This is a genomic window from Bradyrhizobium sp. McL0616 (assembly GCF_049993385.1).
GTDB lineage: Bacteria > Pseudomonadota > Alphaproteobacteria > Rhizobiales > Xanthobacteraceae > Bradyrhizobium.
Genome location: NZ_CP188255.1, coordinates 2392247 through 2417920, shown reverse-complemented (window position 1 = coordinate 2417920; position 25674 = coordinate 2392247). Strand labels below are relative to the sequence as shown.

General features: G+C 60.2%; 17 protein-coding genes and 2 pseudogenes. 13 read left to right on the top strand and 6 right to left on the bottom strand.

Annotated elements, in window-relative coordinates; genetic code table 11:
- Window positions 1-144: 144 nt before the first annotated feature.
- The 3 genes from ACPPVR_RS11630 to ACPPVR_RS11620 form a co-directional block, all read right to left on the bottom strand.
- Window positions 145-780, bottom strand: coding sequence for a response regulator (locus tag ACPPVR_RS11630; RefSeq protein ID WP_426614356.1), 636 nt, complete (start codon window positions 778-780; stop codon window positions 145-147).
- Between the two features lie 291 nt (window positions 781-1071).
- On the bottom strand, window positions 1072-1428 hold the full coding sequence (locus ACPPVR_RS11625) for a sensor histidine kinase (RefSeq protein ID WP_426614355.1): 357 nt from the start codon (window positions 1426-1428) through the stop codon (window positions 1072-1074).
- A gap of 116 nt (window positions 1429-1544) precedes the next feature.
- The gene (locus tag ACPPVR_RS11620) at window positions 1545-1769 is read right to left on the bottom strand and encodes a hypothetical protein (protein ID WP_426614354.1); all 225 of its coding nucleotides are present in this window, start codon (window positions 1767-1769) and stop codon (window positions 1545-1547) included.
- 601 nt (window positions 1770-2370) lie between these two features.
- Here ACPPVR_RS11620 and ACPPVR_RS11615 point away from each other — a divergent pair.
- From ACPPVR_RS11615 to ACPPVR_RS11585, 7 genes are all read left to right on the top strand, one after another.
- Complete coding sequence (locus ACPPVR_RS11615; protein WP_426614353.1) at window positions 2371-3969, top strand: DcaP family trimeric outer membrane transporter; 1599 nt, start codon at window positions 2371-2373, stop codon at window positions 3967-3969.
- A gap of 411 nt (window positions 3970-4380) precedes the next feature.
- Window positions 4381-5961, top strand: coding sequence for an AbgT family transporter (locus ACPPVR_RS11610; protein WP_426614352.1), 1581 nt, complete (start codon window positions 4381-4383; stop codon window positions 5959-5961).
- Window positions 5962-6163: 202 nt separating this feature from the next.
- On the top strand, window positions 6164-7162 hold the full coding sequence (gene glsA / locus ACPPVR_RS11605; protein WP_426614351.1) for a glutaminase A: 999 nt from the start codon (window positions 6164-6166) through the stop codon (window positions 7160-7162).
- Between the two features lie 72 nt (window positions 7163-7234).
- Window positions 7235-8893, top strand: a complete 1659-nt coding sequence (locus ACPPVR_RS11600) for an MFS transporter (protein WP_426614350.1) — start codon at window positions 7235-7237, stop codon at window positions 8891-8893.
- A 96-nt stretch (window positions 8894-8989) separates the two neighbouring features.
- Window positions 8990-10372 carry a M20/M25/M40 family metallo-hydrolase gene (locus tag ACPPVR_RS11595; protein WP_426614349.1) on the top strand — a complete coding sequence of 461 codons (1383 nt, stop codon included), beginning with the start codon at window positions 8990-8992 and terminating at the stop codon, window positions 10370-10372.
- 54 nt (window positions 10373-10426) lie between these two features.
- Window positions 10427-12256: an SLC13 family permease gene (locus tag ACPPVR_RS11590; RefSeq protein ID WP_426614348.1), complete on the top strand. Its 1830-nt coding sequence runs from the start codon at window positions 10427-10429 to the stop codon at window positions 12254-12256.
- 52 nt (window positions 12257-12308) lie between these two features.
- Window positions 12309-14138 (top strand): SLC13 family permease, encoded by a 1830-nt coding sequence (locus ACPPVR_RS11585; protein WP_426614347.1) that lies wholly within the window; start codon window positions 12309-12311, stop codon window positions 14136-14138.
- Between the two features lie 6 nt (window positions 14139-14144).
- On the opposite strand, the pseudogene ACPPVR_RS11580 reads toward ACPPVR_RS11585, so the two are convergent.
- A pseudogene (locus ACPPVR_RS11580) lies at window positions 14145-14480 on the bottom strand (efflux RND transporter permease subunit); the annotation flags it as partial.
- 208 nt (window positions 14481-14688) lie between these two features.
- On the opposite strand from ACPPVR_RS11580, the gene ACPPVR_RS11575 reads away from it, so the two are divergent.
- From ACPPVR_RS11575 to ACPPVR_RS11565, 3 genes and pseudogenes are all read left to right on the top strand, one after another.
- Entirely contained in the window at window positions 14689-14886 is a 198-nt protein-coding gene (locus ACPPVR_RS11575) for a DUF6894 family protein (RefSeq protein ID WP_426614346.1), read from the top strand.
- Window positions 14887-15109: 223 nt separating this feature from the next.
- Window positions 15110-15346: a hypothetical protein gene (locus tag ACPPVR_RS11570; RefSeq protein ID WP_426614345.1), complete on the top strand. Its 237-nt coding sequence runs from the start codon at window positions 15110-15112 to the stop codon at window positions 15344-15346.
- Window positions 15347-15397: 51 nt separating this feature from the next.
- Window positions 15398-18630: pseudogene (locus tag ACPPVR_RS11565) on the top strand (efflux RND transporter permease subunit).
- A gap of 523 nt (window positions 18631-19153) precedes the next feature.
- Here the strand turns inward: ACPPVR_RS11565 and ACPPVR_RS11560 are convergent.
- Window positions 19154-19780 carry a response regulator gene (locus tag ACPPVR_RS11560; protein WP_426614344.1) on the bottom strand — a complete coding sequence of 209 codons (627 nt, stop codon included), beginning with the start codon at window positions 19778-19780 and terminating at the stop codon, window positions 19154-19156.
- A 45-nt stretch (window positions 19781-19825) separates the two neighbouring features.
- The gene (locus ACPPVR_RS11555) at window positions 19826-20605 is read right to left on the bottom strand and encodes a sensor histidine kinase (RefSeq protein WP_426614343.1); all 780 of its coding nucleotides are present in this window, start codon (window positions 20603-20605) and stop codon (window positions 19826-19828) included.
- 581 nt (window positions 20606-21186) lie between these two features.
- Between ACPPVR_RS11555 and ACPPVR_RS11550 the strand changes: the two genes are divergently transcribed.
- From ACPPVR_RS11550 to ACPPVR_RS11540, 3 genes are all read left to right on the top strand, one after another.
- Window positions 21187-22203 carry a helix-turn-helix domain-containing protein gene (locus tag ACPPVR_RS11550; protein ID WP_426614342.1) on the top strand — a complete coding sequence of 339 codons (1017 nt, stop codon included), beginning with the start codon at window positions 21187-21189 and terminating at the stop codon, window positions 22201-22203.
- 106 nt (window positions 22204-22309) lie between these two features.
- A complete protein-coding gene (locus ACPPVR_RS11545) occupies window positions 22310-23707 on the top strand; it encodes an MFS transporter (RefSeq protein WP_426614341.1) in 1398 nt (465 codons plus the stop codon).
- Between the two features lie 872 nt (window positions 23708-24579).
- A complete protein-coding gene (locus ACPPVR_RS11540; protein WP_426614340.1) occupies window positions 24580-25566 on the top strand; it encodes a GntR family transcriptional regulator in 987 nt (328 codons plus the stop codon).
- Window positions 25567-25674: the final 108 nt, after the last annotated feature.

Here is a 25674-nt window from a genome sequence, read left to right as displayed (position 1 = left end):
TGCCCGGATGCACCTGGAGCGGGTCTGCCCAAGTCCGGACCTTGGCAGCACCGCTGTCGCTCCGGCGAAAATTGCGGTATTTCCAACAGGAGAACGTGTTGTCGTTGATCGCTAGCGACGCGGCGACTCGTATTGAAAACTCCATCAAGGATTGACGAGCTTCCTGCGAACGGCATAGCGGACCAGCTCGGCCGTCGATGACATTCTCAGCTTGCGCATCGCTGACGCGCGGTGGGTCTCGACGGTCTTTACGCTCAGCTTCAGGATGACGCCGATCGACTTGTTGGTGTGTCCCTCTGCAATAAGCTGGACAACGCCCTGCTCGCGCGCGGTGAGCAGCATGCCGGACGTATTTTGCTTGCCGGCCTGATATTCGTGGAGCAACTTCTCCAACAGAACGCCCGTGAAGTAAAGTCTGCCATCGAGCAAGGCCTCGATCGCGAAGATCAGGTGCCTGCTGGCGTCCGATTTGAACAAGAAGCCGCGAACGCCAGCCAGGATGGCTTCATTCAGCAATTCCTCATTCTCGTGCATCGTGAGGATCAATACTTCGGCGCGCAGGTGCATCGACTTGAGGCGGCGGCTGACCTCAAGTCCATTCATCAGCGGCATCGAATAGTCGGCTATCACGACGTCCGGACGTGTCTCCATCGCCACGGCCACAGCCTGCTCGCCGTTGCTCGCCTCTCCGCTGACGATCCAGCCTGAGCGGGTCTCAACGATCGCTCGGAGCCCGGAACGTACGACGTCATGATCATCCGCAATCACGATGCGTTTCACGGCGTCGTTCCCGTATGCGGGCCCAGAACCTGTCGGGCAATCGATGGAGATTTCCAGCAGTCAAGTTTGCCAAACTACCGATTATCCTTCAATGGGTTATCCTTACAAACCCCTGACATCTTCGGGCGGATGTACCAAAGATCAGCGGTTCCAATGAGACATTGACGGGACTTGCCCGCAAGCAACCCAATTCGGACCGCGACACGATCGTCGTCGATCGGCATTCGTTTCATGAAGGGAACTCCGGGAACCGACGGGCAGAGTGCCTGCCCTCGGGGTTCCTGATCTTCGTCATTCCCTGCACACGCTGGCTTCTGATTTCAGTGAGGCGCGCCGGATGCGCCTTTTGGTCATGAGACCATGCGGGAACACCGCGCACAGCGTCGTGCCGGAATGTCGCGGTGCAGGATCGGACCGGATCTCGAACGTGCCCTCGAGCTGCTTAAGTCTCGCTCTGATGGCGGGAATGCCGACACCGGGCGGTATCGCACCGTTGCCACGTTTTGTGTGATCGACGGGAAAACCGCGCCCGTTGTCGCTGATCGTCAGCTGGAAGTGCCCCTCGATCGCCTCGACGACGATTCTGACCTCCGTCGCCTTCGCGTGGCGGAATATGTTCATGAGCACTTCCTGAATGCCCCGCAGCACCGAGAGCTGGCTCGCGTAAGGCAGCTGATGACGGCGGCGGGAATCCTTGTGCTCACCCGCAACGACGTACGTGCGCCAAAACCCAAGGCATACTGTTCGATCGTCGCCCTGAGCCCCTAGTCCGTCAGATCCTGGGGATGGAGCAGATAGGTCAGGGAGCGGATTTCCTTGATTACCGCGTCCAAGCGCCCGCCGAGTGACGGGCGGACCGCAAAAAGGAGCTCTTCGGAGTATGTCCAATTTGAGCGATCGCCAATCGCGTCCGGGCCAATCAGGTGACCGTCGATAAAGGGAAGCATCGGCTCGCAAGCAGGAGAATTGTATGGCTTCACGGTACGCACCCAACTTTCCGGGTCGTTTTCGAGGTCGAACTCAACGCTCGATCTCGAAAGCTCCCCTCTCCATCGTCCCAGCGTCTATCACCGGACTACAGGAAACGCCCTAGGGGAGGGAGCGGATTATACCCTCGATCTTACTCTCGGCCAGCAGGCTGTATCCCCCGAAGACCAAAACCTTGCATAACCGACATGAATTCCGGCATGCGACTATGCAGTTCGTGCCACGCAAATATGGTGGCGACGCTCAAGACGCGACGGTTCGGGACGCAGCGCACAGCGGTGGGATTGTGAGCCATTTCGATTTCACGCACCCGTCCCTATCCTGAGATCGCTTTCTCCGCTGCAGGATGATGTTGAGCCGACCGAGCGTGATGCAACTGCGCTGCGGTACAACCGAAATGGCACAATCTCGCCGAAAATTTCGACATTCGATGGAGCTGCCTTGCGACCGCTGAAATCAAGCGCAAAACTCGATGGGCCCTGAACGTGCCGACAGGAGGCTTTCGTGCGAACATTCCGAGCGCTTTGCAGCTTTGCATCAATTGCAATATTTACCGGTCCGGCTTTGGCACAGACACCCGCCAGTCAGGAGCAGAAACCTTCCATGGAAGAGTTGATGCGCCGTCTCGATGCGCTGCAAGCCCGCGCAACAGAAGGTGACAAGCTGATCAGCGCGCTGCGCCATCGCGTCGACGAACTCGAAACGCGCGATAAGCATTCGAAGTCCCAGGCCGCGACCGCACGTCGTGACGTCGTCGCACCGACCGCCGGGCAAAAGCCGCCTGCGATTCCGGTTGCGTCGACTGAGCCGCGAACGACTGCGAATGCTGCGGTCCCGCTACAAGCCGCGGCGGCGCCCATTCCGGGCCTGCGTCCGCCCGAACCGATGGGCAGTCAGTACGACGGCGAAGGCCAGGACGCGCTGCGTTCCGATCTCCCGGGTTTGTCTTTGCGCATCCCGGGTTCGCAGTCCGAAGTGCGATTCTACGGTTTCGCGAACGTCCAAGGCTATCACGACTTCAATGGCCGCAATCAGTCCGATGCGCCGACAGTGCAAGCCATTCCGCTTTCCGGAAGCCCCGCCGACATCCAGGGAGGCGATACTGGATTGTCCGCCCGGTTCAGTCGCATCGGCATGGATACGCGCACGGCGATCGGCTGGGGCACTCTGGAAACCCGCGTGGAAGGAGACTTCGGTGGGGGTACGGCAGCCTCACCCAATGCGGTGTTTCGACTTCGTCAGGCCTGGGGCGAACTCGGCACCGAACAGTTTCGTGTCCTGGCCGGCTGGGCGAACAGCCTGTGGAACGAGGGTGTTTATGAAACCCTGAACTTCTCGACCAATCTCAACCAGTCATTTGTGCGCCAGGCGCAGGTTCGGGCGACCACGACATTGGCTCCGGGATTGACCGGGTACGTTTCGATCGAGATGCCCGATACGCAGTACACGTCCACGGCCGGCGTATTCACGCAGATAAGCACCCCGGCTGGCTTTGGCGGGCTCAGTCCCGCATTTGCCTCCGTGCCCGATCTGCTCGGCCGGCTGGAATACCGGAACGATGGCCTGGGCCTCGACCTGCGCGGCCTGTTGCGCGATCTCACCATCCGTACCGCAGGCACTTCGGCAGCACCTCCCGCTGTCGAGCGCAATACCGCCGGTTGGGGTTTCGCGGGCAGTGGCCGCTTTCCGATGCGATGGCTGTCACCGGCGTTCGGTCCGGACGAGTTGGTTGGCATGGCCTATTACGGTCAAGGCATCGGGCGCTATTTCGGCGCCAATACCTTCGGCCAGGATCCGTTGTCGAACATCGGCCTGCCCGGCGTTGTGGATCCCAGTCTCGACGCCCTGCCGACCTATGGCGCGAGCGCAGGCTACCGTCACTTCTGGACACCGCAAGTGCGCAGCAATTTCGTCTACTCCTACGCATGGCAGCAATATCCGTCCTATGCGCAATTGTTCGTGCCGGGATCTGCCTCGGCGACGTCGTTGAACAGCACCATGCAGCAGGGCATCGTCAATTTGATCTGGAGTCCGTTCGCCGAGCTTCGTGGCAACAGCGTCGGGACCGGATGGCTCGACGTCGGTCTTGAATATGTCTACTCTCATCGGGACGTGTACGGCGGCACCGCAGCAACAGCCCCGGTCAGCACCGGTTCTGGTACCGCCAATCGCATCCTTGGCTCGGCCACTGTGCGGTTCTGAAGACAGCCTTGTTGCTTCGCAGGCGGACATGGAAGCCTTGCTGACACAGACGTTCGTTCGGGTCAGTAATTGCCCCGGAGTAATCTAAGGCGCATTCGGTATTCAGCCGGATTTTAATCCGTCTTATTGATTGTTTGTAAGGCAGCGTGTGAACGGACCGATCGCGAAAGGATGAGCACTCCTCTCCCGAGGGACCTCCGTCTCTCCATGGTCCTTTCAGATCGTCGCCGCACTCGCGGCCATGACGCTGGCATCTTCGTCAGAGGAGTAGCGGGGTCGTCGCGTTGATTACGAGATCAGCGGTTTCGTGCGTGAATTGGCGTCGATCCTTCCTCGCTGTTCTCATGGCATGGATCATCATGGTACCAGCGCTGCTCCAGCCGTCGCTAATGGAGCGGGAGGATTTCCGACATGAGCGCGCGCAGTGACGCGACGAACACGCCGCCATCGAAGACGCCGCCATCGAAGACGATGACGCAAAGAGCCCTCGACACTGTCGAACGTGTCGGAAACAGCGTCCCGCACCCGGTCGTGATATTTCTGATCCTCATCGCCATCGTGTTGGTGCTGTCTCACTTACTCTACATGCTGGGGGCAAGCGTCACCTATCAGGCCATCAATCCGGATACTCACAAGATCGAGACCGCGACCACTGCCGCCAATAGCCTGCTGACGGCGGATGGAATTCGTCACATTTACACCCGGCTCGTGCCAAACCTCATGGGTTTCACCGCGGTTGGGCTGTTGATCGTCGCCATGATGGGCGTCGGCGTTGCCGAGGAAGCCGGCCTAGTCAACGCGTTGATCAGAAAACTCGTAGCCGTCTCTCCGAGCTGGGCACTCGTTTACATCGTCGCGTTCGTCGGTATCTTGTCCAGCATCGCCGCAGACGCCGGCTATGTGGTGTTGATCCCGTTGGCCGGCGCCGCCTTCTTGAGCGTTGGCCGGCATCCTCTCGCGGGGCTCGCTGTAGGATTTGCCGCAGTCGCCGGTGCATTCACCGTGAACATGATCATCAAGCCGCTTGACGCCGTTCTGACGGAAATCACCAACGACGCAATCCACATGGTCAACCCCACCACGTCGCTGGATCTGACCGCCAACGTCTCGTTCTCGATCGCCTCAGTTCTTGTCCTGACCATCGTCATCGCGCTCATCAACAACCGGATCATCGAGCCACGGCTGGGCGCGTACCAGTCCGAGAAGACCGCCAACACTCAGCCGGAGGCGAATGGAGGGCAGCTTTCCGCCGACGAGTCGCGTGGGCTGAGGTACAGCGGCTTTGCGCTGCTCGGGGTCGTGATCCTGTTCCTTCTGTTAACGGTTCCGTCAGGCGCGCCCCTGCGCAATCCCACGACGGGCGTTCTGATCGGCAACTCACCATTCATGAACGGCCTGATCGGGGTCATCATGGTGCTGTTCCTTGCAACCGGGATCGCATACGGCATCGGCGCGAAAACGGTGAATAGTTCCACGGCGGTCATCGCGGCCATGACCAAGGCGGTGGCTTCGCTGAGCGGCACCATCCTCCTCTTCGTCGTCATCAGCCAGTTCGTCGATTACTTCAACTATAGCAACATTCCAACGTTGATGGCCCTGACGATGGCCGATGTCTTGAAGAGCGCGAATATCGGCACGCTGTGGCTGCTGGTTGGCTTCATCATTGTCGTCATGATCCTGGACTTCGTGTTCACGCCGGCGATCGCCAAATGGGCCATCTTCGCGCCGGTCTTCGTACCGGTGTTCGTGCAGCTTAACGTCGATCCCGCAGCCGTACTGGCCGCGTACCGCGTCGGCGACTCGCCGATCAACGCGATCACCCCGCTCAATGCCTACTTTGCCATGGTGGTCGGATTTGCCCAGATTTACGACAAGAAGGCGGGCGTCGGGACGGTTGTTGCGCTGATGTTGCCGTACACTCTCTGGATGGCCATCATTTGGACCGTGCTATTCGTTGTCTGGTACCTGCTGGGCTTGCCTTGGGGATTGTGAGGCGCAAGGCGCCCCTAACTCGGAAAAACCCCCGAGATGTCCGGGTAAATGGCCTGATTGTTCACCAAGGAAAATCAACGTTAGATGACGGTCCGTTGGGCCTCGTTAAGGGCCGCGAAAGAGAACGGCGAATGAGGAGCGTTTGACCGACACATGTCGGGGCTCCCTCGGCGCTTCTCATCATGGAGGCTTGGAACGCACAATGAATGCGAAAGCCGATACCGACAACAACTATTCCTACGTATCAACCGGACACTTGCCGGCCGAAGCTGAAGTCATCTCGCTGATCGACGAGGTGTACGCGCGCTACAAATCAAATACGGACGGCAAGAACTCTCAAGTATATCCCGCGCTCGCCGAAGTGCCGAGCGACCTGTTCGGCGTTTGCGTGGTCGGCACCAACGGTGCGGTCTACGCTGTGGGGGCGGCCGAATACGAGTTCTCGATCATGAGCGTTTCCAAGCCGTTCATCTTTGCATTGGTCTGTCAGGCCCTCGGCGCGGCGCAGGCACGCCAGAAGCTTGGAGCGAACGCGACCGGCCTTCCGTTCAACTCGCTCGCTGCCGTCGAACGCAGCCCCGATGGCCGCACAAATCCGATGGTGAATGCGGGCGCGATTGCGGCGACAAGCCTCGTCCCGGGAGCGACGGCTGATGCGAAATGGAAGTTCATCTACGACGGATTGTCACAGTTCGCCGGACGTCCGCTTGCGCTTAACGACGAGGTTTATGCCTCGGCGACGGAGACCAACTTCCGAAACCAGAGCATCGCCCGCCTGCTCCAGAGTTTCGAGCGGATTTACTGTGATCCGGCAGAGGCGACCGATCTTTACACCAGACAATGCGCGCTGAATGTGAGTGCCAAGGATCTGGCGGTGATGGGTGCGACTTTGGCGGACGGTGGCGTGAACCCCATCACGAAAGTGCGCGTGGTCGATCCATCGGTCTGCCACTACGCACTGGCCGTCATGACGACTGCCGGAATGTACGAGACATCAGGCGATTGGCTTTACGATGTTGGGCTACCGGGCAAGAGCGGCATCGGCGGCGGGATCGTCACGGTGTCCCCGGGAAAGGGCGGCCTGGGGACTTTTGCGCCGCCGCTTGACGGCGCCGGAAACAGCGTCAAGGGACAGCTTGTAGCGAAGTATCTGTCGCAGCGACTGGGCATGGATTTATTCATGTCCAACCCGGAAGCGTAGGTTTGCAATTGTCGGAGATTCAGCCCGCACTGACTGTGGCTGGACTTCAGAAAAAATGACAGGGGATACGCCATGACGACGGCTGCTGCGACGACGGTTCACTCCGTTGAAGAAGAGAATGCATCCTGGGTGCCGATGATCACCATCGCCCTCGGCCAGATGATCATGTCCTTCAACGTCGCCTCCTTGCCAGTTGCGCTGGGAGGGATGGTCAACAGTTTTGGCGTTCCGCCCACGACTGTCGCCACCGGTATCGTGGCTTATTCGATGCTTGTTGCCGGCTTCGTCATGCTCGGTGCGAAGCTGACACAGCGTTACGGGGCGACGCACGTATTCCGCGTTGCCGTTGCCGTGTTCGGCGCCGCGCAGGTGTTGATGACGTTCAGTCCAACCGCGGATCTCATGATTACTGCGCAGTCCTTGTCCGGCGCGGCTGGTGCGGTGATCGTACCGTCGTTGGTCGCGCTTATCGCGGAAAACTACAAGGGGCGGCAGCAGGCAACAGCCGTTGGCGCATTGGGTTCCGCGCGCGCCGCTGCGGGCGTTCTGGCGTTTGTCATCGGCGGTACTCTAGGCACATTCATCGGATGGCGCCCCGCGTTCGGGATTCTGATCGCCGTGTCGGCTGTGGTTTTCCTTTTGAGCTTTCGTCTCAAGCCCGATGAGGCGCGTCCCGAGGTCCGGATCGATTTCGTAGGTGTCATCCTCGCTGCCGCAGCCATCATTCTGATCAGCTTCGGTTTCAACAACCTCAATCGGTGGGGGCTGGGATTGGCGGGGCCCAATGCGCCATTCGACCTCTTTGGCGTATCTCCCGCCCCTATCATGATCGTGTTGGGTATCGTGCTCGGTCAGGGCTTTCTGAGTTGGACCCACAGACAGCAGGCTGCGGGGAAGACGCCGCTTCTTGCGCTCGAGGTGATCGACTCCCCGCAGGAGCGGGCGGCGGTGTATGCGATGTTTGCCGTCGTAGCGCTGGAAGCGATGCTCAATTTCTCGGTTCCATTATACATCCAGATCGTGCAGGGGCGCACGCCGCTGGCGACAACAATCGCCATGATGCCCTTCAACCTCACCGTCTTCTTCGCTGCGATGCTGATCGTGCGATTCTATGGTCGGTTCACGCCGAGGCAGATCGGACGCTATGGCTTCATACTCTGCACCGTGGCGCTCCTTTGGCTCGCCTTTGTCGTGAGGAATGATTGGAGCGCCGTCCCGGTTCTCCTTGGGCTGGTGATTTTCGGCATTGGACAGGGATCGCTGGTCACACTGCTGTTCAACGTCCTGGTCACGGCTTCGCCGAAAGAGCTCGCGGGCGACGTCGGCTCGCTGCGCGGCACGACCAACAATCTCGCCGCGGCCGTCGGCACAGCGGTGGCCGGGGCCCTCCTCGTCGGCCTGTTAAGCGCGGCTGTTTTGCGGACCATCGCCGAAAATCCAAAACTGCCGCCTGAGATACAGGCGCAGCTGGACCTGGATAACATCACCTTCATCAGCAATGATCGGCTGCAGAGCGTGATGGAGCAAACCACGGCCTCTCCGGCTCAAGTGGCGGAAGCGGTGCGCGTCAACACTGTCGTGCGATTGCGCGCTTTGAAAATCGGCCTGATCGTCATGGCTGGCGTTGCCTTGCTTGCGATTTTCCCGGCAGGGAAGCTTCCCAACTTCCTGCCAGGCGAAATTCCCGACCCGGCGCCGCGTAGGCGCGGAAGGAACGAATTGCAATCGTAACCTCGTGGCAAGGAACGGCGTTTGCGACGACGGACCATGTGGCGATCGCGCCCGCGCGTACTGACCAACGGCTCAGAAGACCCTCCGGAGGGCTCCATGACCAAGCTCGATGATGTCCTGTCCAACGTCGACGCAAATCTCGATGCGGCTCTCGAGCGTCTGTTCGCGATCCTGCGCATCAAGTCGATTTCGACCGATCCGGCTTACAGGGCCGAATGTGCGGCCAATGCCGAGTGGCACGTGGCCGACCTCACGAGCATTGGCTTCGACGCCTCGGTGCGCCCGACGCCGGGAAACCCGATGGTCGTGGCGCATGACCGCAGCGGGCCTGGCCCCTCGGCGCTGTTCTACGGCCATTACGATGTGCAGCCGGTCGATCCGCTCGAGCTCTGGGAGCGCGATCCCTTTGACCCGTCGATCCAGACGATGCCCGATGGCGCGAAGATCATCACTGGCCGCGGCGCCGCGGACGACAAAGGCCAACTCATGGCCTTTGTCGAGGCCTGCCGCGCCTGGAAGGCGGTCACCGGCAAACTGCCGATTCCGGTTTCGATCCTGCTGGAGGGCGAAGAGGAGTCCGGTGGCGTGAACCTGCCGGGCTTTCTCGATGCCCATGCCGCGGAGCTGCGCGCGGATATCGGCCTGATCTGCGACACCAACATGTGGGACCACGAGACGCCGGCGATCCAGACCATGCTGCGCGGACTCTGCGGTGAAGAGGTCATCATACACGCCGCCGACCGCGACCTGCACTCGGGCTTCTATGGTTCGGCCGCGGCCAATCCGAACCGCATCCTGGCCCGCATCCTCTCTGACCTGCACGACGACAACGGACGCGTCACTTTGCGCGGCTTCTATGACGGCGTACCGGAACTTCCCAAGGCGCTGCGCGAGCAATGGGACAGCCTGAACTTCAGCGCCAAGTTATTCCTCGGCGCCATCGGCCTTTCGATTCCCGCCGGCGAGAAGGGCCGCGACGCGCTGGAGATGGTCTGGTCGCGCCCGACCTGCGAAATCAACGGCATGGGTGGCGGCTACCAGGGGGCCGGATTCAAGACCGTGATTCCCGCCATGGCATCGGCAAAGGTATCTTTCCGCCTGGTTTTCGATCAGGACCCCCATGCCATCCGCAAAGCCTTCCGGGAACATGTGCATGCACGCGTCCCGGCAGATTGTCGTGTGGAATTCCTGGAGCATGGCGCGGGTCAGGCGATCCGCTTCCCGATCGAGGCCCCGGCCTTCGGCAAGGCGCGCGACGCACTGACGGCCGAATGGGGCAAGCCCGCAGTCTTCATCGGCGGTGGCGGCTCCATTCCCGTAACCCATCAGCTCAAACAATCGCTGGGCATGGATGTGGTGCTGGCGGGCTTCGGCCTCGAGGATGACCGCATCCACAGCCCGAACGAGAAGTACAATCTCAAGAGTTTCCATAAAGGCATCCGCTCCTGGGCACGTATTCTAGACGCGCTGTCGCGGTAGAGCGGCACGGGCAAGCAGCGCTGGCTCCAGGCCAGACCGCCCTCGCGAGGTGCGATGACGCCGCATATACTCATTACATTCGCCATCATCGCCACGATGGTGCTGCTGTTTATCTCGAACCGGGTGCCGATCGCGGTCGTGGCGCTAAGTGCGACACTCGTGCTTTACGCGACCGGCATTCTGGAACTCTCCGAGGCGCTGGCAGGTTTCGGCGACACCACGATACTCTTCATTGCTTCGCTCTTCGTGGTGAGTGCCAGCCTGGATTCGTCCGGCGTCACCACGTGGGCAGGCCAGGTGCTGATCCGTTACGCAGGCGAAAGCCGGACACGCCTGTTGGTGCTGTCGATGTTGCTAGTGGCGTTTCTCACGGCGCTGATCGGCTCGGGTGGCGCAGTGGCCGCCCTGCTGCCCGTGCTGGTGATCGTCTCCGTCCGGCTCAAGCGTCCGCCTGCGCAACTCATGATGCCTCTCGCCTTCGCCTCCTATTCGGGTTCGATGCTGGTACTGACCGGAAGCCTTGTGAACGTGCTGCTTTCCGACGCGGCGAGCGATATCGGTCTCAAGCCCTTCGGCTTTTTCGAGATGACGGTGATCGGCGTACCACTCCTGGCAGGCACCGTGGCCATCGTGATTTTTTTCGGCGATACGCTGCTGCCGGTGCGCGCCAGCCGGGAAATGCCGGAGGATCTGAGCCACCATTCGCGCATGCTGACCGAGCAATACAAGCTGTTTGACCAAGTGTACCAGCTCGAGATCACCGCCGCCTCGCCCTATCTCGGCACGTTGCAGGCAGTGCTGGAATCGCGACTGGAGCGCGAGAACCGGCCGGAGCTCAGCTTCATCGCTATTCGCCCTCGCCGCCAGAACAGCATCTCGTGGCAACATTCCCTCGTGGAAGGAGATCGGCTCATCATGCGCGGTGAACAGGCAGCAATGGACGCGTTCGCGGAGCAGCATGGCCTGACGCCCTGCCAGGAGACGATCGGCAAAATGCGGGAGGCACTGTTTAACGATAGCCATGGCTTTTCCGAGGTGGTGCTGCCGCCCCGCTCTCGTTTGATCGGTGAGACCGTCTTCCCCGGCATGGTCACCGAAAGTGGCGATCTGATTATTCTGGGCGTTCAACGCGGCGGCGAGAATCTAGGACCGGGCGAAACCGTTCTTGCGGCGGGTGACACGCTGTTGCTGCAAGGCCGTTGGGAAGCGCTTGAGGAGTACGGGCGCGATCCCAACGTGCTCGTCGTTGCTGCCCCTGACATGATCCGCAGCCAAGCCAGGCCCCTGGGCACCGGCTCCATACGCGCCATTGTCATTCTCGCGGTCATGGTGACGCTGCTAGCGACCGGCGTCGTGCCAAGAGTCGTCGCTGGATTGGCAGCGGCCTGCGCGGTGATCCTGTTTCGCGTACTCAAGATCGAACGAGCCTATCGGACGATCAACTGGAACGTGCTGATCATGGTCGCTTCGCTGATCCCGCTCTCGACCGCCATGTACAAGACCGGTGCAGCCTATCTCATCGCCGATACACTCGTTGCCATTGTTGGCAATGCGAGCCCGTACGCGCTGCTGGCGGGACTATTTTTGCTCACGGCGCTAATCGGCCAGTTGATCAGCAGCACAGCGACGACACTCATCGTCATTCCGATAGCGATTGCCTCCGCGGAAGCTGTCGGTGTCTCGCCGCGCACCGCGCTGGTGACTGTGGCGGTGGCTGCGGCCGCTTCCTTTCTTACGCCAATCGCCGCCTCGGCGAGCCTTATGGTGCAGGGCCCCGGCGGCTATCGATTTGGCGATTTCTGGAGGATGGGTCTACCGTTGCTGCTCTGGTTCTTCCTGGTAGGCACGTTTCTCGTGCCCATCTTCTGGCCATTCGCAGGATGAGCAGTTTTCGCAGGATGATTGGTTTGCGTCTTAACCGACGGGGTATTTCCGTATGAACACCCATCTTGCTTTGGTTCTTCTGCTGCTTGCGGCCGCGATCGTGATGTTTATGGCCAATCGCCCGCGCATGGATGCGGTCGCGCTGCTGATGATCGTGATCATGCCATTTACTGGGGTGATTACCATCAACGAGGCACTGGCGGGGTTCAGTGATCCCAGCATCGTGCTGATCGCAGGTCTCTTCGTGATCGGAGAAGGGCTGGTGCGCACCGGTGTTGCGCGTCGCCTGGGCGATTGGCTGAATGCGACCGCTGGCAGCAGCGAGACGCGCATGCTGGTGCTGCTGATGCTCACGGTGAGCGGGCTCGGTGCATTCATGAGTTCGACGGCCGTGGTGGCCATCTTCATCCCGGTAGTGCTGCGCATCTGTCAGAACACGGGTGCCGCGCCGAGCCAGCTGATGATGCCCTTGAGCTTCGCGGCCTTGATCAGTGGTATGCTCACCCTCGTTGCGACGGCGCCAAATCTGGTGGTCAACGCGGAGCTGATCCGCCAAGGTGAGGCTGGCTTCGGCTTTTTCAGCTTCACGCCCTTTGGGCTCACATTCCTGGCGCTCGGCATTGCTTATATGCTGTTCGCGCGGCGGTTTCTGCCCGTCTCGGCCAAGCGTGAGGACGGCGGGCGCCGTCAGCCGAACTTGCTTGATTGGGTGACGCAGTATGGCCTCACCGATCGAACCTTGCGCGTGCGCGTGCTGACTGACTCGCCGCTGATCGGCAAGCGTCTGGAAGAGCTTTCGCTCCGGGACAGTGGCGTGAATCTGCTCGCCATCGAGCTCCCCGGCCGCTTTGGGACCGAGGTGAACCGCCCGAATGCGAGGACCGAACTGGCCGCCGGGCAGATCCTGCTACTCGACGTCATCGCGCCCGATGTCGAGATCGACCGGATGCTGCGTGACTATAAGGTCGAGAAGAATCCTCTGGGTGATGGCTGCTACTTCACCGATCGTTCGCAGGAAATCGGCATGATCGAAGTCATTGTTCCGGCGGAGTCGAAGCTGATCGGATCGAGCGTTTTGCAGGCGCGGGTCCGTAGCGAAATGGGATTGACGGTGCTGGGGTTGCGGCACGGTCGCGAGGTCGTGAGCCAGGGGCTGCTCGATGAGACCTTGAAGGTCGGTGACACCCTTCTGCTGACCGGCTTCTGGTCTGACATCCGCAAGCTGCGATCCGAATTCTCGGATCTTGTCGTCCTGAACCTACCGACCGAGCACAAAGAGGTTCTGCCGGCCGCAAACCTCGCACCTCAGGCTCTCGCGGTGCTGGCTTTGACGGTCGGTATGATGGTCAGCGGTGTGGTGCCGAACGTGCACGCGGTTCTGATCGGCTGCTTGCTGATGGGGTTGCTGGGCTGTGTGGATTTCAACAGCGCCTATGCCTCGATCAATTGGAAGAGCCTGGTACTTATTGTCGGCATGCTGCCCTTTTCGCTGGCGCTGCAACGAACCGGTGGCGTCGATCTCGCCGCCGACGCGGTGACGCATCTTGCGGGCGAGGCATCACCGCGAGTCCTGTTGGCGCTGCTTTTCGCAATCACGGCTGCCCTTGGCCTGTTCATCTCGAATACGGCGACCGCGGTGCTCATGGCGCCAGTAGCGCTCGCTGTCGCGAAGGACATCGGTGCCTCGCCGTATCCCTTCGCGATGACTATCGCCATCGCGGCCTCGGCCGCCTTCATGACGCCTGTGTCTTCGCCGGTGAACACCTTGGTGGTCGGACCGGGCAATTACGGTTTCGGCGATTTTTTGAAGATTGGTTTCCCTTTTGCCGTCGTCGTGATGGTAACGACCCTGGCGCAGGTGCCTTGGCTGCTCCGATTTTAGCGGCCGTCAGGCCGGGCGCGATCCCGCGGACGGTTGCTCTTTCTCGTCCCGCGCAAACCAGGCTACATACAGCGTCGGCAGGAAGACCAGCGTCAGAACGGTGGCGACCGGGAGTCCGCCCATGATCGCGAATGCCATCGGTCTTCCGAATACTGTTGGCGCGATTGGAATCATCCCGAGAACGGTCGATACGGCCGTCAACATGATCGGCCGAAAACGGGAGCTGCTGGCGTCCACCGCGGCGTCCCAGGCCGTCTTGCCCAAAGCACGTTCGGCGTCGATCTGACCGATCAGAATGACCGCGTTCTTGCTGATCATGCCGAGCAGCGCGAGCACGAACAAATCAAGCTAGCGGTTCGGCCCTTGCGGGGACACCTGATGATCACCCGAGCGCCGGAAGATATATCACCCTATCTCGATATACCCGTATCCCGCCAGAGCGACTTACCGAAACGTGACCTTGGGTTGCTCCAGGCTTCTCACCCTTTTTGCCTGGACTCTTACACCTTTGTCACTGGAAGCTGGTCACGCACCGGCCTAATCCGTTCGCATGCGCTACTTCTTTCACATCGTCGACAAATACGGCCTTTGTCCGGACGGAATTGGATGCGAGTGCGCCGACCATGACGCCGCCGTTCTGCACGCCAGGCATGTCGCGACTGAACTCGCTAAGGCAGGCGAGTTGTTCCGCGCGAGCTTCGTGTTGGTCGCCCCGGCCGCTGCGCCCGGATCGGCAAGTCCTCATTAGAGGCGCTCGACCGATTTCCTGCCTCGTCCTCTACATAGAATCCCTGATGCGCCGACCGACAAGCTGCCTCAAGTCTCGTAACCGAGGGTGGCCGGCCTACCCCGTTCAAATTCGACCCTTCCGCCCACCTCATCTCCGGGGTTGAGGGCTCGTCGTCCGCGTTTACGCGTTGGCCGTCGGCGCTATCTCGATCTGAAGTGTTGTGGGTTAGTTGGAGACCAACATGAATGTCCGGACCATTTGCGGTGCCTTGATCCTTGCCGGATCGATTGCGACCGCGCAGTCGACCAGTTCCCAGGCGCTGACGACCGATCCGGCCGCATCCATGTCAAAGCAGGTCACGACACCTGCGCCAAGCACCGCCGCGTCAAATACGAATACGAACCCCACCAAGCATCGCTACTGGCGTCATCGCGGCGGCTCGCATCCCCATTATGGCAGCCGCCGTGTTCGTACCTGAGCCCCGGCGCGACAGTTCGTCATTGCAATCCGCCCCCGAGACACCCGATCGATGGGCGACGTGAGGACAGAACAAGAGCAACTGCGCAAGGTCGTGGTCCGCGAGCCTCCAGACCAGGGCATGACCGACAGGCGGCGCCGCTTTCTCGCAACGGGTCTCGCCCTGCTCGCCATTAGCGTTGCTCTCTTCCTCGTATGGCAAACAGCCTCGAATCTTCTCATCATCTTCGCAGGCGTGCTGTTTGCTGCCTTTCTGGATGCCGCCGCACGCGCACTGGCGCTACTAATTCCACTCAATCGTGTCTCGCGGCTGACATTGGTGCTGCTGCTGTTCACCACCATGGTCGGACTAGGCCTCGTCTGGGGAGGCGGCAAGTTGCCGGAGCAAACACGCATCCTGCTGAAGGTCATGGACACCCAATTCGACGTCTTGCAGCAGCGCCTTTTGACCTGCGGCGTCGATCTGCTTGGTCCGGAATGGGGGCGCGATTTTGCGCAATGGCTGCTGTCCGATCAAGGCCGGTTCTTCAGCCACGCCCAGCTCGGCCTTGGCAGAGCGTCGAGCTTTCTGACCGGTGTGCTGGTGATCGCGTTCCTCGGTATCCTCTTCGCCTTTGATCCCACCAGCCATTGCGAGAGTCTCGTGATGCTGACGAAGCCTTCTTATCGCGTCCGAACACGTGCCGTAATGAACGAGATGGGAAACGTCCCGCGGCTGTGGTTCGTCGGACAGCTGATCCGCATCATCCTGATGACACTGTGCGTGTGGGTCGCGCTCTATCTGATCGGGCTTCCCGGTCCCTTCGGCGCGCGCCCAATCAGCGACGACCAGAAATTCCAGTTCAACGTTCAGACCTTGGGGCGGCTCGCGACAGTCGACCAGTTCGCCAATATCGTGCTGCGCGCCGACCCGGATGGTTCGACGTTGCTCGTCAAGGACGTCGCCCGGCTCGAGATAGGCGCGCAGAACCTCGACAGCGAAGCGCGGATCGACGGGCGCGCCGCGGTGCCTCTCGCGATCTATCTGGCGCCGGGCGCCAATGCCGTGACGACGGCGCAGGCGGTCGCGGCGACGATGCAGCGGCTATCGAAGCGATTCCTGACGGAGTTAAGCTATCTCGTGCAGTACGATTCCACGATCTTCGTACGGGACACCATCTCGGAGGTCCTTCGGAGGTCCTGCGGACACTGGGAGAGGCCTTCGCACTGGTCGTGATCGTGGCTTATTTGTTCCTCGGTAACCTTCGGGCCACGTTGATACCAGCCATTGCCGTACCGGTCAGCTTGGTCGGCACCTTCGCGGTGCTGCTGATGCTTGGCTATTCCGCGAATACCGTGTCACTGCTCGCAATGGTGCTCGCCATCGGCATCGTCGTGGATGACGCCATCGTCGTCGTGGAGAACGTCGAGCGGGTGATGGAGGAAGAACCGGATCTTTCGCCAGGCGAGGCAAGCAAGAAGGCGATGACGCAGATCACGGCACCGATCATTGCGATCACGTTGGTGCTGCTCTCCGTCCCTTGTTCCGATCGCCTTCATTCCCGGCATTTTCCGGCACGCTGTTTCGGCAATTTGCGGTGACGATCAGCGCCGCCATGATGATTTCGGCACTGAATGCACTGACCCTGTCGCCCGCTTTGTGCGCGCTGTTCCTGCGGCGTACTGGACCCCGGCGCGGCATGATCGGCCACGTCCTTGGCGGCATCAACTGGATCCGCGATCGCTATAGCGGCAGCGTATGACGGCTGCTGCGCGTGGCCAGTTTCTCGCTCATCCTGGTCGCCGTGTTCGCTGCCGGCATTTTAGGGATGTCGCACCTGACGCCGACAGGGTTCCTCTCCGAGGAAGACCAGGGCGCTTTCTTCACTTCGGTGCGGTTGCCGGACGGTGCATCCGTTGCGCGGACCAATGAAGTCACCAAACAGATCGAGGACGTCCTGAAGGAGATGCCGGCCGTCGAGCATGTGCTGGCCATCGTCGGTTTTTCCCTGCTTGACGGGGCGTCCGAGCCCAACAGCGCGCTAGTGGTGACACGACTCAAGCCATTTGCCGATCGCAAGGCGGTCACGGATTCGGCGCAGGCGTTGATCCGGCAGATTTACGCAGCCAGCGCGCAAATCCGGCAGGCCAATGTACTGCCGTTCAATATGCTCCCGATCATCGGACTCTCCACCTCAGGCGGTTTCGAGTACCAGCTCCAGGCGCTGGGAAGGATAGAGTCCCGCCGCGATCTCCAGTGTCACGGGTGCGTTGATCGGAGCGGCCAATGCCGATCCGCGGCTGACGCGAGTATTCTCGACCTTCACCTCGACCAATCCATCGATCTATCTCGACATCGATCGGCGTAAGGCGCAGGCGCTTGGCGTGACCATCAGCGATATCTTCACGGCCCTTCAGGCGACGCTGGGCGGCATCTACGTCAACAACTTCAACCTCTACGGACGCACCTGGCAGGTCATTGTGCAGGGGGAGGCGCTCGATCGCGCCGACCTTTCCGATATCTGGCGCATCTATGTCCGCAACAGCACCGGTCAGATGGTTCCGATGCGGTCGCTCGCCGGCATCAAGATCGTAACCGGGCCTCAGGTCATTACCCGCTACAACAATTATCGTTCAGTGACGGTGGACGGCAGCCCGGCGCCAGGCGTCTCGTCCGGCACCGCGATGGCAGCGATGGCAGAGATCTCCAACGACGTGCTGCCTGCAGGCTACAGTTTCGAGTGGACCGGCACGGCCTATCAGGAGCAACAGGCAGCAGGACAAACCGGGGTGGTGCTAGCGCTTGCCATGCTGTTCGCCTATCTGTTCGCAGTGGCGCTGTATGAGAGCACGGTGATCCCGATCCCAGTGCTGCTCTCCGTCATTGTCGGCGTTCTCGGCTCATATATCGGCATCAAAATTGCCGGCCTCAATCTCGATCTGTACGGCCAGATTGGCCTCGTGGTGCTGAGCGCGCTTGCCGCCAAGAACGGCATCCTGATCGTGGAATTCGCGAAGGAACGACGGGAAGCCGGCACAGAGCTTGCGGAGGCCGCGATCCTGGGGGCGCATATGCGGTTCCGCTCGGTGATGATGACCTCGGTTGCCTTCATTCTCGGACTCCTCCCGCTCGTATTCACAACCGGCGCCGCCGAGCTGAGCCGCAGGGCGGTCGGGACCGCTGTCTTTGCCGGCATGCTCACCGCAAGCTCAATCGGGATTTTTATGGTGCCGATGCTTTACGTCACATTTCAACGCCTGCGCGAGCGCGCGAAGGCACGACCGGTCCCGGCGCAAACCACGTGACCCGAGTATCCAGGACGGCAAGAATATTCCGAGCCTGTTGCTCAGGGTTTCGTCGGATGCCGGCGTTGTCGTTCCCCGCTACCGTAGTCCGCGCATGAAGCTGCGCAACAAGAAGCGAGGAGAAGAACAATGAACGCTCCCACACGTCGCGCCTTCCTTGGTCTTGCGCAGGGCGCCATCGTCGCAGCAGCCGTCGGCGCAATCGGCGTTCGTTTCATTGTGTCAGCGGAGGCTATGCCGGTCGCCGCAAATCTGGGACGGGCCGCGAGAACCACGGATCTTGCAACGCAGGCGCAATGGGGTCCTCCGCATAGCCCCGGTTGGGGGCGGCCCCGACCGCGCAGGCGCCGTTGGGTTTGCTGGTGGCATCGCGGTCGCCGCCATTGCGGGTGGCGGTGGAGGTGACAGTCCGCGATCCCCTCGCGGACGGGGAACGACAGAGCTGTGCTTCCGCAGTAATCAGCTCTGCTTCACCGCCGCGATCGGTTGCGCAGCGCGGTGGACCGGCGGCCGCTGATCTCGTTCACTCTTCAATCAATTTAGCTCTAATCGCATAGCGGACCAGTCCAGCTATCGAATTGACACCCAGTTTTCCCATGGCCGACGCTCGATGCGTTTCCGTGGTTTTCACGCTTGAGCTCAGCATCGCGCTGATACCCTTGTTGCTGTACCCCTCGGCCACGAGCTTGACAACGAGCCGCTCTCGCGGAGACAGCTTGATATGCCCCTCGCCAGCTTCGTCTTCTCGACCCGACTGACCACAAAATCGTCCGTCAACGAATGGCTTGCGTGCCATTAGCGCTTCAACGGCAGCCAACAGCAGCTTGTTTGCGTCCGACTTGACCAGGAACGCGCGCGCACCCGCCTGAAGCGCCTCTTGAGCCAGCACTCCGGATTCGTGCGCGGTAAAGATCAACACTTCAGTTTCGCGGAGATGTTTTTTTATTCCTCGAGTTATTTCCAGTCCCGTCATGCGCGGCATAAAGAAGTCGACGATTGCAACATCGGGCCGCTCCTTGAGAGCGGCCTCAAATGCCGATTTTCCGTCGGACGCCTCGGCGACAATCATCCAACCCGGCCGCTGCTCGAGGACCGCCCGCAGCCCGGATCGAACAGCATCATGATCATCAGCAATGAGAATTCGCTTCATGAGAAGGCTGCCTCGATGATCTTGTCGCAAGAAACCCTGGACGAGCTATGGGCTCTGCGTTTCAGCAGTATCTCCAACCGGGCCATCTCGCTCGCGCGCAGGAGCGCATGGAAAGGTCGCGCGCAGGATGGTTCCGCGCCGCAGCGTTGTGGGTGCCGATAATATCTCAAGCTGCCCTCCCATCTCTCGCAATCGAGCTCGCATGATACGGATTCCCGCTCCGGGTGCCCACGGGCGAAAGCGGCATGCACCATCTGCAGCAACCATGCCTTGTCCGTCGTCTCGAACCTCGAGCTTGAACTTCCTGTCCCTCGTCACGATAGTTATCGCAACCTGTGTCGCCTTGGCGTGGCGGTAAACATTCGTCAAGGCCTCCTGAACAATTCTCAGCAACGCTCGCTGCGCCCCGTATGGCAGGCCGTCGACCGCGGACGATATCGAGACCTCAATATTCAGCGGCGTTCGCGCTGCGAACCCTTCTGCGAATTGCTCGATTGTCGTCCTGAGCCCTCCTTCAAAGAGGTCCTGAGGGTGAAGCAGATATGTGAGAGACCGCAATTCCTTCATGGCCCGATCGATCGAGATCTCGAGCTGATCGCAATGTCTCGTCGCCTTCAGAGGATCGCCTAGCGCACTCTTTACTTGCATCAGAATGAGGCTCGCCGCCACCAAGTGCTGGCACGTTGAATCGTGAAGCTCCGACGCAATTTGACGATGAACTTTTTCCTGCAGAGCGAACCGTTCGGAATTCGCCTTGTGCGCGTGCCTCGATCCTCCGCAGCCATTTCGAACATGTCGGCTAACTGGTGTCTCCTGAAGGGACATGATACACTCGCCTTCCTGCAGTGCTAACTTTCGAACTGCTAGTTTCCTACAACTCTCCGATAAATTTAGCCTACCGCCGCGACACACCGACCACACAATCAGTATAGGCCACTACGTAGAAATCCTCTAGGCGACCAGTCCCCGTCGTGTGCCGAGCATCCCAAATTTGGCGCGATGCTCCCTGATTCAAATCAAGGAGCTGCAGGCAAGGAGCACCATACGGGTCGTCGAAAACGCGATTGTGAAGATGCGTCCGTCAATCTGCGCGCTGTAGCATCGACCGCTTGACGGCGGCGCAGCAGCTATCGAGCAGCCCGGCGAGGTTGCTGCGTCGTAAAACAGTCCGCGCTGTTTAGGTAAGACGTCTTTCCATATTCCGCCAAGGGGCCTCTTTGAAATACCGTAATTCGGAAATCAACAGCGGCATCTGTCGGTGCAGGCGGTTCATCCGCGAATATCTATTGTAGACCCAGGCTCGCGACGACGAGCTTTGCGTCTTGTCAACGCGCCTCTCGAAACATACGATCTTCCAGGCGAATGCAACCAGGGGTTATGGGGACAATGCGTTCGGGCGAGGTGACATGGATTCCCATGGATTTGCGACACGTCTTTTGGAAGCTCGGAGTCAGAAGGATGCGTGGGCCGATTGGTTTCAGCCCGTTTTCGATGTCCTCGCTCCAGATACCCGCGAGCCTGGCTTCGCCGCGGAATATTCCGTATGGAATCTTGGCGATGTCAGTTTGACATGCGCTTCGGCCCCGGCCACGCGCACGGTGCGGACATCGTCGCATATTCGGCGCAGTCCGATAGACCACTGGGTCATTTCATATAGTGGCAGTGGCTCGACGGCGGTCTCCACGAGCAACGTCGAATTGGATGCGAAGGCGGGCGTGCCCTTCGTCTGGTCGCTCGGGCAGGTCTCGGACAGCCGCCGCACGGCGTCGCACCGCCTTCAACTCTACCTTCCGCGAGACTCCTTTTCCGCGGTGGGTGGATCCTTGGACCTGGCGATAGGCTCGATGCTCGATACGGGACCAGGCCTGCTGCTCGCAGAGTATATGCTCTTGTTGGAACGCAACCTACCAAAGCTGACGACCGATGACGCGGCGCGCCTTCCGAATGCCGTTCGAGCCATGGTGGCGGCCTGCGTTGCTCCTTCCGCTGATCGATCGGCATGGGCGCTCCCACAGATCAGACTCACGCTGCTGGAAAAGGTCCGTCAGGCGGTTTCCAAAAGTCTGCGCTCTCCATCCTTGGGCCCAGACCAACTGTGTCGCCAAACGGCCATGTCGCGGTCTCAGCTCTACCGCGTCCTCGAGAGCGAAGGCGGCGTGGCGAGTTACATCCAGCGCCGTCGTCTCTCCGAAGGCTTTTCCATGCTGTGTGACACTTCAAATGCGCAGCCGATCGGCGAGATCGCGACAGGTCTGTGCTTCGCCGATCAGTCGAGCTTCAGCCGCATTTTCAAGCGCGAGTTCGGTATGACGCCGACAGACGTGCGCGCATCCGCACATTCAGGGCTTCCGCCGCCGAAGCAACGCCAAAAGCCCGGCTCGCAACGGAGCCGAATGTTTTCAGATTGCCTCCAATCCTTCTAGTGGATGCCTAAACGCATGAAGCATCGGGTGTCGACCGATGCTCTCTCCATATCTGATGGCGGATGCCAGATTAGGCAGAAGTCGCCCGCCACTTCCGAAGGCAAACATGCCGACGATCGCGCCCCAAAGGCATGCAGACGAAAGCCCGCCGATTGCTCGCGTGATCGTCACGGCCCTGATTGGATCTGCCCTTGAATGGTATGATTTCAGTCTCTACGGCATTACCGCGGCGCTGGTATTTGCACCGTTGTTCTTTCCAACACTGTCGCCTGTCGCCGGTTCGCTTGCTGCGTTCGCGACCTTCGCAGTCGGTTTCCTATCGAGACCAATTGGCGGAATTGTCTTCAGCCACTACGGCGACCGGATCGGGCGAAAGCCGATACTTGCAGCAACGCTAGCGCTCATGGGAGTGTCGTCGAGCCTCATAGGCCTGCTGCCGACGTTTGATCGGGTGGGGATCTGGGCACCGATCGCGCTGGTCGCATTGCGACTAATCCAGGGGTTGGGAGCCGGAGCGGAATACGGTGGCGCAGCGCTTCTGCTCGCAGAGCAAAACCCCAGCCGCCGTGGATTCTATGGTGCGTTCGCGGCGTCCGGTGTCTTCATCGGCATTGCGCTCGCTCTCGGCGTCTTCAGTTTTGTGACCAGTACCATGTCGCAGGAGACACTTCTAAGCTGGGGCTGGCGCGTCCCGTATCTTCTCAGCATCGTTGCCGTCAGCGTCGGCCTCTATTTGCGTTTCGCAATGCCGGAGACACCGGAATTCGCTCGCGACGTCCGGGATCGGCGTGCGGAGATCAGCGTCCCGCTCTGGGAGGCCCTGCGCAATCATCCCTGGCGCATCCTGCTGGGAATGGGGATCAACCTTCCGTTGGTCGGATATTCCTACGTTCTACAGACCTATGTCCTGACCTATACGACGACAAATCTGGGCTTGAGCCGGAACGTGGGGTCGATAGGGGTGCTGATTGCCGCAGTCGTTGCTGCGGTGACCATACCGATTTATGGCGCGCTGGCCGACCGCGTGGGCTCGCGCCAGGTGATCATGGCCGGCGCCGTTGGATCGGCCCTCTTTGCTTTTCCTTTTTTCTGGATGCTCGATACGCGGGAGACCGCGGTCATCTGGCTTGCCATCGTCATCGGCTTGTCTTTCGGCGTCGCATCGATCTCCGGATCCATTGCGGCGTTCTATTCGGAGCTGTTCGACACGCGGATCCGCTACACCGGTCTCGTCTTCGCACGAGAAGTCAGCGGCGCTGTCGTCGGCGGCTTTACGCCACTGATTTCGACACTGCTGGTGCTGTGGAGTGGCGGCTCGAGCTGGCCAGTCTCGGTCTACATGATGGTCACGGCGCTGGCAGCGTTTTTGTGCGCCTATCTCGCTAGGGAAATCCTCGACGTCGGCCAGCGAAACGTCACAACTGCGACGAAACGCGACGCTCTTGTGGGCGTGCGACAAGTCATGGATGATGCTCGCGACCATATGCGAGATGCACATCGCTGAACATCGAATGCCGCGCGGGCCTCAGCTTGTACGACGCCAACGCTTGGTCGGGCGCCTTGCCGACGAGCGCGATGGTCATGCGAACCAGCAAGAACATCTCGCGAACATCGCCAGGTCGTCGCACTGTGCGACGTCCGACCACCAAAAGCGTCGCACGAGACGCGCTTTGCTCTGTCGCCCGGAAATGAAAAGCCCTGCATCAGCAGGGCCTTTATATGGTGGGCGCACCAGGGCTCGAACCTGGGACCCGCTCATTAAGAGGCGTATGATTTGTCAGCAAGATCGATGGGCATTCCGACAACCGCCTCGTAGAGCCTGCATTGAACCTCCAATTGAATTTCCGCTTGTCGGAACGGCGCACACCAAATTTCGAGCGGCGCCGGCTGATGACCTAATAATGAATAATGAATAATGAAGCGTCGAGTCTTCGAGCCACTGGAAAGCTACCGGCTTTCCCCACACCAACCGAACCTAGATGCCACACCCCATCTTGCGCCTGAGGCAATTCCTGACAAGCGAGCACACAGACGTCCGCTCGCTTGCTCAAGCAACCGCCTCCCGGCAGGGCCTCCGGTTAAGGAGGGAACATATTTATCAAGTAATTACAACATCTTAGTCGAAGTAATTGGCATTCCCAGCACCACTTAGATCAAAAGTTCCGACCAAACTGAAAATCGCGGTCCGGCGCGCTGCCGAGCCGCGACCCCGGCGTCCGCGAACATCTCGAATACCCGATGATGTGACACCGAGCGATTTGCTCGCCGAACCATGCAATCGCCGCGGAAACCGGTCCTTGCAGATGTTTAGCAACACATTCTACAAATAGTGGATCAATAATCGCTCCGGTAGTCGCTCGCCGTTATGCAAGGACCATGCGCAGCAAAGGGTATTACAGTCTTGTTCGAACTCTTCTGAAGGAGAACATCCGTCAGGGGCGTATCCCAAATGGAACGCGTCTCTACACGGCCGCCGTGGCGGATCGGCTGGCGCTAAGCCCTCCGCCCGTACGTAGGGCCCTCGACCAGCTCATGGAGGAAGGTGTTCTCGTCCTCCATCCCCAACACGGCTACATTGTGGGAGGCGATACCAAGGAAACTGGACAACCAGGCCGCGAAAACCTGCATCTGCTGGACCTCGATCTGTCGCTGCTGGAGAGTGGTAAATCCACGCCGCTCGCACCTCGTTGGGAAACGATCCTCGAAGAGGTCAAGCAGGGCGTGCTGCGCGCAATTCCTTTCGGCACCTTTCAGATCTCCGAAACAGGTATCTGTGATCATTTCGGGGTCAGTCGCACCGTATCCCGGGAGGTGCTTGCGCGCCTCGACATGCAGGGTCACGTCGAGAAAAGCCGCAGCTCCCACTGGATTGTTGGTCCGCTCTCGGCTCGAGCACTGGACGAAACGCACGAAATGCGCCGCCTTCTCGAGCCGCAAGCGCTGATGGATGCGGCCTCCCGCGTGGATCAGAAACGCCTACTGGCAATGCGGCGCGAGATCGGGACATTGCGCGGACGAGACGTCCTGACAATCGAGGAGATCGTTGCCGCCGAAAGCGCGCTGCACCGCGAACTCCCAGGTGAATGCCGTAACCGCCGTATGGTGGCCAACGTGATGAATTTGCAGATTGCGCCGGTTGTCGATGACCTGTTTCGTGAGCACATCGGCGTGCAGGACGAATCCGCGCTGCTCGACGAGCATGACATTGTGCTTGCACATCTCATCCGCAGGGATACCGAGGGAGCCGGACAGGCGTTGCGACGTCACCTTGATCTGCAGCATCAGCGTACGCGGGCAAGACTCAAGGTTCTGTCGATTTTCGACGCAGCGAACGATCTGCCCTATCTAACGCGAATCCACTGATATGAGCCGCCCGCGTCTCCGTGTCATCGCCCGCCGGGAATTCGTACCCGAGCCGCTACAGGTCGAGGCCACGCGTGCGCTCGACATCGATATCGCATTCGACGTCGT

Excerpts from the sequence above, each read along its gene's own strand:
- ACPPVR_RS11615 (WP_426614353.1), top strand. The coding sequence starts at position 2,371 with ATGGAAGAGTTGATGCGCCGTCTCGATGCGCTGCAAGCCCGCGCAACA.
- ACPPVR_RS11610 (WP_426614352.1), top strand. The coding sequence starts at position 4,381 with ATGAGCGCGCGCAGTGACGCGACGAACACGCCGCCATCGAAGACGCCG.
- glsA (WP_426614351.1), top strand. The coding sequence starts at position 6,164 with ATGAATGCGAAAGCCGATACCGACAACAACTATTCCTACGTATCAACC.
- ACPPVR_RS11600 (WP_426614350.1), top strand. The coding sequence starts at position 7,235 with ATGACGACGGCTGCTGCGACGACGGTTCACTCCGTTGAAGAAGAGAAT.
- ACPPVR_RS11595 (WP_426614349.1), top strand. The coding sequence starts at position 8,990 with ATGACCAAGCTCGATGATGTCCTGTCCAACGTCGACGCAAATCTCGAT.
- ACPPVR_RS11590 (WP_426614348.1), top strand. The coding sequence starts at position 10,427 with ATGACGCCGCATATACTCATTACATTCGCCATCATCGCCACGATGGTG.
- ACPPVR_RS11585 (WP_426614347.1), top strand. The coding sequence starts at position 12,309 with ATGAACACCCATCTTGCTTTGGTTCTTCTGCTGCTTGCGGCCGCGATC.
- ACPPVR_RS11575 (WP_426614346.1), top strand. The coding sequence starts at position 14,689 with ATGCGCTACTTCTTTCACATCGTCGACAAATACGGCCTTTGTCCGGAC.
- ACPPVR_RS11570 (WP_426614345.1), top strand. The coding sequence starts at position 15,110 with ATGAATGTCCGGACCATTTGCGGTGCCTTGATCCTTGCCGGATCGATT.
- ACPPVR_RS11560 (WP_426614344.1), bottom strand. The coding sequence starts at position 19,780 with ATGAAGCGAATTCTCATTGCTGATGATCATGATGCTGTTCGATCCGGG.
- ACPPVR_RS11555 (WP_426614343.1), bottom strand. The coding sequence starts at position 20,605 with ATGTCCCTTCAGGAGACACCAGTTAGCCGACATGTTCGAAATGGCTGC.
- ACPPVR_RS11550 (WP_426614342.1), top strand. The coding sequence starts at position 21,187 with ATGGATTCCCATGGATTTGCGACACGTCTTTTGGAAGCTCGGAGTCAG.
- ACPPVR_RS11545 (WP_426614341.1), top strand. The coding sequence starts at position 22,310 with ATGCCGACGATCGCGCCCCAAAGGCATGCAGACGAAAGCCCGCCGATT.
- ACPPVR_RS11540 (WP_426614340.1), top strand. The coding sequence starts at position 24,580 with ATGCGCAGCAAAGGGTATTACAGTCTTGTTCGAACTCTTCTGAAGGAG.